Source organism: Desulfosarcina variabilis str. Montpellier, from assembly GCF_048565275.1.
GTDB lineage: Bacteria > Desulfobacterota > Desulfobacteria > Desulfobacterales > Desulfosarcinaceae > Desulfosarcina > Desulfosarcina variabilis.
This window is the reverse complement of the sequence record NZ_CP159846.1, coordinates 5,530,603-5,544,312: the sequence shown is the minus strand read 5'-3', so window position 1 is coordinate 5,544,312 and position 13,710 is coordinate 5,530,603. Positions and strand designations below refer to the sequence as shown.

The window sequence follows — 13,710 nt, the reverse complement described above, 5'->3', positions numbered from 1 at the left end:
ATTGGCCCCACCAAGACCCGATCCAAACGACTTTGACATCAATGACGACGCCATCACTGGACACGGGGTTGACGTTATGAAGATCAAGCAATTGAAGCACCGTTTGGCCAATCAACCCATTCGATACAAGCTTTTTTTTAGTTATTTTGGTGGGTTTGTTGTTGCCTTGGTGGTGGGCGCCTGCATCATCTATTATCTCGTGCGCGAAACGATCCACAATAATATCGAAAATGAGCTCAACACGTCCACGACGACAATTTTGGACATGGTCCAAACCTCGGTGTCCGTCTCCTTGAAAAACTACCTGCGTGCGGTTGTGGAGAAAAATTGCGATATCGTCTCCTACTATCACGATCAATTCCTGAAGGGGGCTTTTTCCGAACAGGAGGCCAAGCGCCGGGCAGCGAATATACTGCTTAGTCAAAAAATCGGCAATTCGGGCTATATCTATTGCATCGATAGTTACGGTGTGCTGCAGGTTCATCCCCAGCGGACGCTGCAAGGGATCGACATCTCTCACCACTCATTCGTGAATCAACAAAAAAAGAGAAAATCCGGATACCTCGAATATGACTGGAGAAACCCTGGTGAGCGACAAGCACGCCCCAAGGCTTTACATATGACCTATTTCGAACCCTGGGATTGGATCATCTCGGCATCATCCTATCGTGAGGAGTTTAGCCAACTGGTCAATGTCGATGATTTTCGTGAACAAATTTTGAATTTGCAGTTCGGCAAGACCGGCTACCCATACGTGATGACCACTACGGGGACATTGGTGATTCATCCCCAGCTCGAGGGGGTCAATATCAGCACCGAAACGGATGCGTCGGGCAGAGAATTCATCAAGGAGGTCTGCCGCAAGCGAAGCGGCAAAATCATCTATCCCTGGAAAAATCCCGGCGAATTGAATTCACGAGAAAAACTGGTCATTTTCAGTTTTATGCCCGAGCTGGATTGGATTGTGGCCTCGAGCAGTTACCTGGATGAGTTTTACGCCCCCTTGGGCCATATCCGCGGTTTGATGCTCATTGGCCTGGCCTTTTCGCTGGTGTTGTTTATCGGCATTACCTTCCTGATCAGCACTTCCATCACCAACCCGCTGCGCGAGTTGAAGGATCGCTTCGATATCGGTGCCACGGGTGATTTCACGGTGCGAATGCAGCCATCCACAAAGGATGAGATCGGTCAGTTGGCCGTTTACTTCAACACGTTCATGACCAAATTAGAAGCATATAGTACCGATTTGAAAAGAGAGATTCACGAACGCCAACAGGTCGAAAACGCCTTGCGCGACTCAGAAGAGATGTTCTCAAAGGCTTTTCTATCCAGTCCTAACGCGATTTTCATCGCCACTTTAGAAAAGCAGCGGTTTATCAATGTCAACAATAGCCTGCTCACCACAACGGGCTATGCGCCAAACGAGCTGATCGGCTGCACCCTGGCCGAGACCGGTCTGTTCGCTCATGCAGCAGATGCTCAAATGATCATTCGGACCGTCGCCCAGGAGCAGCGTATTCGCGGGGTAACGATTGAATTTCGGACAAAGTCCCATCATATCCGCACGGGGCACCTATCTGCAGAACGCATCGAGCTGTGGGGACAGCCGTGCATTCTGGCCACCATCGAGGACGTGACCGAGGCCCTGCGCATGGAAAAGGAGATCATGGATATCAGTGAAAAGGAACGCCTGAGCATTGGACAGGACCTGCATGATGATCTATGTCCCCATTTGATCGGCATCGAAGTGCTCGGCAAGGTGCTGAAAAAGAAACTGGCCGATAAAGGCCTCGAGGAGGCAGAGCTTGCCGAGAAAGCGCGCGCATTGACCATGGAGGCCATCAACAAGGCACGCAACCTCAACCGGGGGCTGTGTCCGGTCAATCTGGACATCGACGGATTCATTTCCGCCGTTCAGGAACTGGTCAACAACATCCACGATGTATTCGGAATCCATTGTGAGTTGATGTGTCAAGATGCGGTTGTTTTCCATGACAACAGCATGGCCACCCACCTTTATTACATCATCCATGAAGCCACCCACAATTCTGTGCGGCACAGCCGTGCGGATCGAATCATCGTCACCCTATTGAAGACGCTTGGCGGATATTGGATTTGCATCCAGGATAACGGCACCGGAGTCATGGAACGACCCGCCGGTATCGGTATGCGCATCATGGCCTTGCGGGCGAAAAAAATTAATGCCGATTTCAATATGTGCAGTACGCCTGGCGTTGGCACAATGGTTGAGGTTATATTTCGTAGCAACGATTCACTCAGCGGGAGCGATTATGGAATCAACTGAAAACCAGACCGGAAAGGGACGAAAAATAAGAATCCTGGTCGTCGAAGACCATCCGGTGTTCATTTTCGGGCTCAAGGAACTGATCCACCAGGAAGAAGATCTCGAGGTATGCTGTGAGGCGTCTAATGTAACCGAGGGGTGGGATAAAATTCTCAGGCTGAAACCTGACATGGTCATCGTGGACATCACCCTCGAAGGTCCCAGCGGAATCGAACTGATTCGAGATATCAACAAGCGTTTTAAAACCCTGCCTGTATTGGTGCTCTCCATGCACGACGAATCATTGTACGCCGGAAGGGCAATTGCCGCCGGCGCCCGGGGGTACATTCGTAAACATGAGACATCCGAATCCATCGTCAAGGCCGTGAGAACCGTATTGGCCGGAGAAATATACGCCAGTAAGCGTGTAATCCATTCGATCTTAAACCGCTTTGTCACCCATCCCGCCGGTAGTCCCGTCGACCCGGCCGATCTGATCGACACATTGAGCGATCGCGAACTCGAGGTATTGCGCTGCCTCGCCCAGGGGCATAACACCCGGAAAATCGCCGAAAAGTTTAACTTGAGTATTAAGACCATCGGCACCTATCGCGAACGCATCAAAGAAAAATTAGGACTTCAAGACGCCACTGAATTGATTCGTTTTGCCGTGCGCTGGCATGAACGTGGCTGCTAAGGATCGGTAATTTCCTCTCCGATCCGAATCCCTTTCTGGTTGGGAAACGCGTCTGACTGGCCATGGCGTTTCCCGAATCGATTCCCTCCGCTTGTAGGTTGCCAACCTATAGACAATTCGCTTTCTTGTCTTACACCGAAAAACAGGTCGGCGCCGATTTACTGTGCTTTTTATCTATAGTAGCTTGGCTCGACGCGCGCGAAAATAGCCATTTACCTTCTCGACAAGCCAGTGAGAAAATGACGTAGACTTGTAGCAATTCAACCTGGAGGACTTTGTCATGCATAACCATGCCTGTTCCAACATCGGCAACATTACTTCCCAAAAAGGGGAAGTCGCGGCGCGTGAAGACAGCCCCTTTGCGTTTTGGGGCCCCACGCCCATGGAGGCCAGGAAAGCCGCCGTCGCCAAAAAAAAAGGGCTTCACGACAAGCGCACCACCTTGAAGGAGGCGGTGGCGACCCATATCAAGGACGGCATCAATTTAGGCATCGGCGGTTTCGTCAACACCCGGGTTCCCGTGGCCATCATCCATGAGATCATTCGCCACGGCGCCCGGGACCTGACCCTCTCTTTCCAATCCAACTCCATCTGCGTGGAGTTGCTGGCCGGCGCCATGATTCTCGACCCGGATCATGTCTCCATCAAACGCATCGAACTGGCCTGGTATGGCTATGAGGTTATCGGCATTGCGCCTCTATTTCGGTACCTGATGGCCAATGGGATGATCGAACTGGATGACTACACCAACTACGGCATGTCGGCGCGCTTCAAGGCCGGCGCCATGGGCATCCCTTTCATTCCTACCCGCGACCATGGCGGCAGCGATATGGAACTGCTCAACCGGGGCAAAATGATCGAATGCCCCTTCTCCAAGGAAAATGCCTATCTGGTGCCGGCCTGTCATCCGGATGTGGGGATCGTCCATGTGCCCATGGCCGACAAGTACGGCAACTGCCGAATTTTCGGTGCCCTGTGCACCTGCCCCGAGATCGCCCAGGCCGCTACCGCCTGCATCGTGACCACGGAGCAGATCATTCCCAACGAGAATATCCGCAACTATCCAAATTTGACCGAGATTCCCTATCCGGTGGTCGATTCCGTGATCGAACAGCCCTTTGGGTCAACCCCTGGGGCCTGCTACGGCTATTATTGGTTCGACATGCCCCACTTTCAGGAGTTTCGCAGCGTTTGCGACGAATTCAGAAAGACCGGCAACAAGGATAAACTCAAGGCTTACTACGATCAGCATATTTTTGGCGTCGACGATTTTGACGGGTTTTTGGCTCAGAAGCCATACAAGTTATTGAAGGAGCTGAGGCTTCAAGACGGCATGCAGCCCATTATCAAAGACTGAGCGACGTTAACAACAGCTACCGATGGCTCATCGGAAAAGGAGGGATCCCTAATGGCAGAATATGGCCCATTTGAAATGATTGCGTACACCGGTTCACGGGTGTTGGAAGACGAAACCATCGTTTTTGTCGGCACGGGATTGCCCATCATTGCCGCCATGCACGCCCAACTCACCCATGCACCCAACCTGAACATGATTTTTGAAGCCGGCTCCCTGGCGGCGATACTCGAACAGGGCATGCCGCTTTCCGTGGGTGACACCCGGGCCTTTCGCAAGGCCTTGTTCGCCAAGGGCCTGTGCGCGGCCTTTGAGCTGACCCAGCGGGGATACGCGGACTACGCCTTCATCGGCGGTGCCCAAATTGATATGTACGGCAACATCAACTCCCATTTTCAAGGCGGGACATACAGCCGCACGGGGACCCGATTTCCCGGCAGCGGCGGCGCCGGCGCCATGGCGGCCAATTGTGAAAAGACGATTTCGATCATGGCTCTTGAAAAACGCCGATTCGTCGAACGGCTCGACTTTGTTACCAGTATCGGCTTCGGCGACGGAACGCCCGACTATCGCCGTAAAGCCGGGGTGATGGGGGCCGGTCCCTACCGGGTCATCACCAACCAGGCCCTGTTCGGCTTCGACCATGAGACCCGTCGCATGATGCTCCTCGAGGTCCTGCCCGGAATGAGTGCCGCCGATATTCAAGACCTCGTCGGTTTCGAGCTGCTCATCTCCCCGGATCTTAAGGAGATGACCCCCCCCTCGGAAGCGGATCTGCGCCTGCTGCGCGAAACGTGTGATCCGGAAGGCTACTTTTTAAAGCGAAAAGTGAACAAGGAAACCAAAGACGCGGACCAAAAGGTCACCGATATGGCCGCCTAAACAAGTGAGATCGCTCGGCAGATGAAGGGGAGGGGAATGGGGGGCCGTGGATTGATCAGCGCCTACGCGACGCCAGTCGCTAAACGTAGATCCTTCCTCCTGATGCGACGCTATCATTTCCCTGCCACGGCAGCCCCCATTTCTCAACACTCGCCTTGAACTCTGGCGAAAGCGACCTTTTCTGCCCTGGTAAGGCAGAAGACGCGTAATTGGTTTTTTACCGATCAGTAATTCAAACGTTGAACAATACTCAAACGAAGGAGAACGATGAAATGCATCAAAAGGTAACCGTTGTGGGGGCCGGCAATGTGGGCGCCACTGCTGCGCAGCGCCTGGCCGAAAAAGAACTCTGTGACGTGGTGCTAATCGATATTGTCGAAGGCGTTCCCCAGGGAAAAACCCTGGACTTGACCGAGGCCGCGCCCATTGAAAAACATGATGCCAAATTGACCGGAACCAACGGCTATGATGCGGCCAAGGATTCGGATGTGGTCATCATCACGGCCGGCATCCCGCGCAAACCAGGAATGAGCCGCGACGATCTGATCAAGACCAATGCCGGGATCATGCGCTCCGTGGTTACCGAAGTCAGCCGCCAGGCACCCGATTCGATCCTGATCATCGTCAGCAATCCCCTGGACGCCATGTGCCATGTGGCCCTTGAAGCCAGCGGCTTTCCCAAAAACCGGGTAATCGGCATGGCCGGGGTTCTCGATTCGGCACGTTTTCGGGCTTTCATCGCCATGGAACTGAAGGTTTCCGTGGAAAATACCCACGCCTTCGTCCTGGGCGGACATGGCGATACGATGGTGCCCCTGCCGCGCTACTCCACCGTGGCGGGTATTCCCATCACCGAGCTCATCTCCGCCGACCGCATCCAGGCACTGGTGGAACGGACGGCCAACGGAGGCGCTGAGATCGTCTCCTTGCTCAAAACCGGCAGCGCCTATTACGCCCCGGCCTCGGCCGCCGTGGAAATGACCGAATCGATCCTCAAGGACAAGAAGAAGATCCTACCCTGCGCGGCGCTATTGCAGGGAGAATATGGGATCAACGACCTCTTCATCGGCGTACCGGTGAAATTGGGTGCCGGTGGGATCGAGGAGGTGATCGAGATCAAGCTGACCGCCGAGGAGCAAAAGGCTCTGGATCATTCGGCGGATGCCGTCAAGGAGCTGGTTGAACTGTTGAAAACGCTGTAGTGCTTCGCGCGATGAAATGGAAATCGGGCTTAACGCATCGATCGCCCATTTACCGCTGGCCGCAAGGCCCGGTTTCTTTGTACCCATTGCCGCATACCTGACGCCCAAGGGAGGCTTTAATGAACTGGCTCATCCACACCTTTCAATCATCCATCGGCAAGAAACTGCTGATGGCCCTGACCGGTCTGGGATTCATCGGCTTTTTGGCCGGTCACCTGGCCGGCAACCTGACCATATATGGCGGAAGCGATCCATTTAACGCCTATGCCGAGCACCTCCATGCACTGGGGCCTTTGCTAAGGGCCGCCGAAATCGGTCTTTTGCTGATGGCCCTGATCCATGTCGCCACCGGATTGATTCTTTTCCTGCAAAACCTGAACGCCCGTCCCCAGCGCTATCGTGTCAATAAAAGCGCCGGCGGGCGCAGTCTGGGATCACGCACCATGCCTTATACCGGGCTGCTGATTCTTGGCTTTGTGTTGTTTCACCTGCTGAACTTTCATTTCGTGGATAAATCCGCCACCACGATTTTCGAAATCGTCAGCGCCGCTTTCCAAAACCCCATTTATGTCGCCATCTACGTGGCGGCCATGCTGATCGTGGCCGTGCACGTTTCCCATGGATTCTGGAGTGCGTTTCAGACCCTGGGGATGAATCATGGGAAGTATATGCCCATCATTTCAGCCGCCGGCCTGGTGTTCGCCATCGCCATCGGGATCGGCTTTAGTTGCATTCCCCTATTTGTCGGTCTCAGTGTCTAAGAGCCTGTTTGATATGATGAACTTGTAAAAAGTCGCCGTTCGGACGAATTCGTAAAATATAAGGATTGATTATGAAGCTTGACGCAAAGGTGCCTTCGGGCCCCTTGGAGCAAAAATGGGATAAGCATCGCTTCGAACTGAAGCTGGTCAACCCGGCCAATAAACGCAAATTCGATATCATCGTCGTCGGCACCGGGCTGGCCGGCGGTTCGGCATCGGCCACCCTGGCCGAGCTGGGCTACAATGTTAAAACGTTCTGCATCCAGGACAGCCCCCGAAGGGCCCACAGCATCGCCGCCCAGGGGGGAATCAACGCTGCCAAGACCTATCCCAATGACGGCGACAGCATCTGGCGGCTCTTTTACGATACGATCAAAGGCGGTGATTTTAGAGCCCGGGAAGCCAATGTCTACCGCCTGGCCCAGGTGAGCAATAATATCATCGACCAGGGCGTGGCCCAGGGCATCCCCTTTGCCAGAGACTACGGCGGGCTCCTGGCCAACCGCTCCTTTGGCGGTGCCCAGGTCTCGCGGACCTTCTACGCCCGCGGCCAGACCGGCCAGCAACTGCTCCTGGGGGCCTATAGCGCCCTGTCGCGCCAGATCGGACTGGGCAAGATCGAGATGTTTCCCCGCCGTGAAATGCTAGATGTGGTCGTGGTGGGCGGCAAGGCCCGCGGCATCGTGGTGCGCAACCTGGTGACGGGCAAACTGGAATCCCACAGCGCCGATGCCGTGGTGTTGTGCACCGGCGGGTACGGCAATGTGTTTTTCCTTTCCACCAATGCCATGGCCTCCAATGTCACCGCCGCCTTCAGGGCCTATAAACGCGGGGCCTGTTTTGCCAACCCTTGCTTCACCCAGATTCATCCCACCTGCATCCCGGTTCACGGCACCTACCAGAGCAAGCTGACCTTGATGAGCGAAAGCCTGCGCAACGACGGCCGGGTGTGGGTACCCAAGCGTCCGGGCGATGCCCGCAGCCCCCATCAGATCCCCGAGTCGGAACGCGATTACTACCTGGAGAACAAGTATCCCAGCTTCGGCAACCTGGTACCGCGCGATGTGGCCTCGCGCAATGCCAAGGAGCAGTGCGATGCGGGTAAAGGCGTGGGCGAGACCGGCCTTGCGGTCTACCTCGATTTCACCGATGCCATCGCCCGCGACGGCAAGGATGTGATCGAGAAGAAGTACGGCAATCTCTTCCAGATGTATGCCAAGATCACCGCCGACGATCCCTATCAGACACCCATGATGATTTACCCGGCCGTGCACTATACCATGGGGGGGCTGTGGGTCGACTACAATCTGATGAGCACGTTGCCGGGCCTTTTCGTGCTTGGCGAGGCAAACTTTTCCGACCACGGGGCCAACCGCCTGGGGGCCAGCGCGCTGATGCAGGGTCTGGCCGACGGCTATTTTGTTTTGCCTTACACCATCGGCGGTTACCTGGCCGGTACCGAACTGGAGGCCGTCGCCAGCAGCAATCAGGCTTTCGTGCAGCAAGAGCGCCAGATCACCGAACGTACCGACAAGCTGCTGGCCATCAATGGAAAGCGCACGGTGGACGAAATTCACCGCCAGTTGGGCATGATCATGTGGGATTTCTGCGGCATGGCGCGCAACAATGCCGGCTTGGAAAAAGCCAGAGGCATGATCCAGGAACTGCGCGCCGAGTTCTGGAAGAACGTCAAGGTGCCCGGTTCAAAGTCGCAATTCAATCAGAGCCTGGAACGGGCAGGGCGGGTGGCCGACTTTTTGGAGTTTGCCGAGTTGATGATCCTCGACGCCCTGGCGCGCCAGGAGTCCTGCGGCGGCCACTTCAACGAAGACTTCCAGACCGGGGAAAATGAAGCCCTGCGGGATGACGAGAATTTCTGCCATGTGGCGGCCTGGGCGTACCAGGGCGATGAAACCGATCCGGCCTTTCACAAAGAACCCTTGGAATTTGAGAATGTCAAACTTACCCAAAGGAGCTACAAGTGAGTAAAATCATAGACCTGACGCTCAAGGTGTGGCGCCAGGCGGACCCGCATGCCAAGGGGCGCCTGGAAACCTATAAGGCCAACGGTATCTCGACGGATATGAGTTTTTTGGAAATGATCGACGTGGTCAACGAACAACTGACCAAAGACGGCAAGGATCCCATCGCCTTCGACAACGACTGCCGTGAAGGAATCTGCGGCATGTGTGGCTGCATGGTCAACGGACGGGCCCACGGCGCGGAGAAAGGCACCACCTTGTGTCAATTGCACATGCGTCATTTTAAAACTGGCGATACCGTGGTGGTCGAGCCGTGGCGTTCACGGGCCTTCAGACTGATCAAGGACCTGGTTGTGGATCGTGGTGCCCTGGATAAGATCATCCAGGCCGGTGGCTATGTATCCGTCAACACCGGTGGCGCACAGGATGCCAACGCCATCCTGGTCCCTCAGGAAAATGCCGACAAGGCCATGGATGCGGCCCAGTGCATCGGTTGCGGGGCTTGCGTGGCCTCTTGTCCCAATGCCTCGGCCATGCTCTTCGTGGGGGCCAAGGTCTCGCACCTGGCCCTTTTACCCCAGGGGCGGCCCGAGGCGGCCAGGCGGGTTCAGAACATGCTCGCCACCATGGATGATCTCGGTTTCGGCAACTGCACCAACGAACGCGAATGCGAGGCGGAATGTCCCAAGGAAATCTCGATTACCAACATTGCACGCTTAAACCGCGAGTACTTCAAGGCGGCATTCGGATCTGAATACAAGGAGCAGCGATGACAAAAAAAATGAAAACCATCGACGGGAACACTGCCGCCGCCCACGTGGCCTATGCCATGAGTGAGGTGGCCGCCATCTATCCCATCACGCCGTCTTCCCCCATTGGCGAAATCTGCGATGAGTGGGCCGCAGGCGGACGAAAAAACGCCTTTGGCCAAAAGTTGCTGGTGCGCCAGTTGCAAAGCGAAGCCGGTGCAGCCGCTGCGGTTCACGGCGCTCTGGCCGCCGGTGCCTTGACGTCAACCTATACCGCCTCCCAAGGGCTGCTGCTGATGATTCCGAATATGTACAAAATGTCCGGTGAACTGCTGCCCGGGGTCCTGCATGTGACCGCCCGCGCCATTGCCGGCCATGCCTTGTCCATTTTTGGCGACCATCAGGATGTCATGGCCGTGCGCCAGACCGGTTTTGCGATTTTGGGTTCCGCATCGGTGCAGGAAGTGATGGACCTGGGGTTGGTCGCCCATCTGGCGGCCATCGAATCCAGCGTTCCCTTCCTGCATTTTTTCGATGGTTTCAGGACCTCCCATGAAATTCAAAAGATCGAATTGATCGATTACAAAGACATGGCCGGCCTGATCAACATGGAAGCCCTGTCGGGATTTCGTGCCCGTGCCGTAAATCCGGAGAACCCTGAACTGCGCGGCACGGCCCAGAATCCCGACATCTATTTTCAGGGGCGGGAAACCGTCAATCCGTTCTATAACGATTTGCCGGACATTGTAGCCGCTTACATGAAAAAAGTATCCGCGCTGACCGGCCGCAAATACAATTTATTTGACTATGTGGGTGATCCCAATGCCGACCGGGTGATCATTTCCATGGGCTCTTCGTGTGAGACCATCGAAGAGGTGGTGGATTATCTCAATGCCCGCGGTGAGTCCGTGGGGCTGGTCAAGGTACGACTGTTCCGTCCCTTCTCCGCCCGACACATGCTGGCGGCGATTCCGGCCACTGCCAGTCGCATCACGGTGCTCGACCGCACCAAGGAACCGGGTGCCCTGGGTGATCCGCTTTACCAGGATGTGTGCACCGCTTTCATGGAACGCGGCGACATGCCGACCATCGTCAATGGCCGTTACGGACTGGGCTCCAAGGAGTTCAACCCCTCCATGGTCAAGGCGGTGTTCGACAACATGAACGGCATGGCACCCAAGAATCATTTTACCGTGGGCATCGTCGATGATGTCACGCACACCAGCCTGGATGTGGAAGCGGGTTTTGATGTGGCGCCGGAAGGCACGGTGCAATGCAAGTTCTGGGGGCTGGGCGCCGATGGTACGGTGGGCGCCAACAAAAGCGCCATTAAAATTATCGGCGACAACACCGATATGTATGCCCAGGCCTATTTTGCCTATGACTCCAAAAAATCGGGCGGCGTGACCATTTCTCACCTGCGTTTTGGTCAAACCCCCATCAAATCCACCTACCTGATCGACAGCGCCGACTACATCGCCTGCCACAATCCAGCCTACGTGAACATCTATGACGTGCTGGAAGGCATGAAGGACGGGGGCACGTTTATGCTCAACAGCCCCTGGAGCCTTGAGGAGATGGAAGACAAACTGCCGGCTGCCATGCGTCGGACCATCGCGCGCAAGAAGCTCAAATTCTACAACATCGACGCGGTAAAGATCGCCGGAGAAGTCGGCTTGGGCGGGCGCATCAACATGATCATGCAGACGGCCTTTTTCAAAGCCGCCAATGTGATTCCGGTGGACGACGCCATCGCCTACCTCAAGGATCAGATCACACAGATGTTCAGCAAAAAGGGCGACAAGATCATTAACATGAACCACGCCGCCGTGGACAAAACCCTGGATCACCTGGTGGAGATCGATGTGCCGGCCAGCTGGGCCGATGCCGGTGATGTGGCTGCCGCTGCCGCGGACGAGCCGCAGTGGGTGAGCGATGTAATGCGTCCCATGCTGGCTCAGCAGGGCGACAAACTGCCGGTCAGCGCCTTTTCGCCGGATGGTATATTTCCGGTGGGCACCACCCAGTATGAAAAACGGGGTGTGGCCATCAATGTGCCCGAGTGGGACATCGATAATTGTATCCAGTGCAACCAATGCGCCATGGTCTGCCCCCACGCGGCCATCCGGCCGGTGCTGGTGACCGACGATGAATTGAAAGAAGCGCCCGAGGGGTTCGAGGCCAAGAAAGCCTTGGGCAAGGAACTCAAGGAATACAAATTCCGCATGCAGGTCTTTGCCGAGGACTGCCTGGGCTGCGGTAACTGCGCCGATATTTGTCCGGCCAAAAAACCGGCCCTGGTCATGAAACCGCTCAGTACGCAAATTGAAACCCAGGTTCCCAACCAGCGGTTTGCCTCCAGCCTGCCGGTCCGCGAGGGCTTGGTCAATCGCAACACGGTCAAGGGCAGCCAGTTCTACCAGCCCCTGCTTGAGTTCTCCGGTGCCTGTGCCGGCTGCGGTGAAACACCCTACGCCAAACTGCTCACCCAGCTGTTCGGTGAACGCATGGTGATCGGTAATGCCACGGGGTGCTCGTCCATCTGGGGCGGCAGCGCACCGTCGATTCCGTACACCGTTAACAGTGAAGGCTGCGGCCCCACCTGGGGCAACTCCCTGTTTGAGGATCCGGCCGAGTTCACCTATGGTATGCTGCTCGGTTCTTTGCAGCAGCGCAAGCAATTGGCTGAACTGGTCACCGAGGCCTTGGACACGGATATTGACGATGAACTGAAAGCCGCCATGCAAGGCTGGCTGGACAACATGAAAGATCCTGAAGGGGCCAAACAATACGGCAATCAGATCCGAGAGATGCTTTTCGCCTATTCGGATAACCCGCTTTTGGAGAAAATCGAAAGCCTGTCCAGTCATTTCCAAAAACGGTCGCATTGGATCTTCGTGGGTGACGGATCGGCCTATGATATCTCCTTTGGCGGCATCGACCATGTCCTGGCCTCGGGAGAAGACATCAATGTGATGGTTTTCGATACGGAAGTCTACTCCAATACCGGTGGCCAGAGCTCCAAAGCCACGCCCACGGGCTCGATTGCCAAGTTTGCCGCATCCGGTAAGAAAACGGCCAAAAAAGATATGGGTGCCATGGCCATGACCTATGGTTATGTTTACGTGGCCAATGTGGGCATGGGAGCCAATAAACAGCAGCTGGTCAAGGCTTTTACCGAAGCGGAAGGGTATGATGGCCCCTCCTTGATCATGGCCTACGCCCCGTGCATCAACCACGGCATTAAAAAGGGCATGGGCAAGAGCCAGGAAGAAACCAACCTGGCCGTCAAGAGCGGGTACTGGCCGCTGTACCGCTACAACCCCGCGCTCAACGATGAAGGCAAGAATCCGTTCATCCTGGATTCCAAGGAACCGGACGGCAGTATGCAGGAATTTCTGGCCGGCGAAGTGCGTTACGCCGCCTTGCAGAAAATCTTCCCGGATGAAGCCAAGACCCTGCACACCCGTTTGGAGACCGAGTTTGCCCAGCGCTATACCAAATACAAGGAAATGGCCGCAGCCGAATACGCGCCGGGCCAAACCTCTGGTGAACTGGCCGCTGCAGGGGAGGGTGACACCGAGGCCTGTACCCTGTCCGGCACCGCCGAACACGCCGGTCGGGCAGGTGCGGATGAGCCTTGCGATGACGGCAGGGCTGCATATAATTAACGCCTGATTCTTCATTTGTTTGATTATAGAAAGGGCCGCGTCACCCCTTAAGGAATGACCGGCCCTTTGACTGTTTGCTGACCAGGCTGTTCTCATCAGGACGTGCATGGTCGATGTTATCACACCGG

The 13,710-nt window shown here is 55.6% G+C and carries 9 protein-coding genes; all 9 read left to right on the top strand.

The features are described from left to right. Positions 1-76: 76 nt before the first annotated feature. Complete coding sequence (locus tag Dvar_RS25020; protein WP_419655843.1) at positions 77-2,305, top strand: cache domain-containing protein; 2,229 nt, start codon at positions 77-79, stop codon at positions 2,303-2,305. Beyond that, positions 2,292-2,981 (top strand): response regulator, encoded by a 690-nt coding sequence (locus tag Dvar_RS25015; protein ID WP_419655842.1) that lies wholly within the window; start codon positions 2,292-2,294, stop codon positions 2,979-2,981. Before Dvar_RS25020 ends, Dvar_RS25015 begins: the two co-directional genes overlap by 14 nt. 280 nt (positions 2,982-3,261) lie before the next feature. Next, positions 3,262-4,338 (top strand): CoA transferase subunit A, encoded by a 1,077-nt coding sequence (locus Dvar_RS25010; RefSeq protein WP_419655841.1) that lies wholly within the window; start codon positions 3,262-3,264, stop codon positions 4,336-4,338. Between the two features lie 51 nt (positions 4,339-4,389). Beyond that, positions 4,390-5,217 carry a CoA-transferase subunit beta gene (locus Dvar_RS25005; RefSeq protein ID WP_419655840.1) on the top strand — a complete coding sequence of 276 codons (828 nt, stop codon included), beginning with the start codon at positions 4,390-4,392 and terminating at the stop codon, positions 5,215-5,217. Positions 5,218-5,489: 272 nt separating this feature from the next. Then, positions 5,490-6,419: a malate dehydrogenase gene (gene mdh, locus Dvar_RS25000; protein ID WP_419655839.1), complete on the top strand. Its 930-nt coding sequence runs from the start codon at positions 5,490-5,492 to the stop codon at positions 6,417-6,419. 119 nt (positions 6,420-6,538) lie between these two features. Then, the gene (locus tag Dvar_RS24995; RefSeq protein WP_419655838.1) at positions 6,539-7,180 is read left to right on the top strand and encodes a succinate dehydrogenase cytochrome b subunit; all 642 of its coding nucleotides are present in this window, start codon (positions 6,539-6,541) and stop codon (positions 7,178-7,180) included. Between the two features lie 71 nt (positions 7,181-7,251). Next, a complete protein-coding gene (locus tag Dvar_RS24990; protein ID WP_419655837.1) occupies positions 7,252-9,165 on the top strand; it encodes a fumarate reductase/succinate dehydrogenase flavoprotein subunit in 1,914 nt (637 codons plus the stop codon). An 8-nt stretch (positions 9,166-9,173) separates the two neighbouring features. Next, entirely contained in the window at positions 9,174-9,935 is a 762-nt protein-coding gene (locus Dvar_RS24985; protein WP_419664160.1) for a succinate dehydrogenase/fumarate reductase iron-sulfur subunit, read from the top strand. Beyond that, a complete protein-coding gene (gene nifJ / locus Dvar_RS24980) occupies positions 9,932-13,582 on the top strand; it encodes a pyruvate:ferredoxin (flavodoxin) oxidoreductase (RefSeq protein ID WP_419655836.1) in 3,651 nt (1,216 codons plus the stop codon). Before Dvar_RS24985 ends, nifJ begins: the two co-directional genes overlap by 4 nt. The last annotated feature ends 128 nt before the right edge of the window (positions 13,583-13,710 follow it).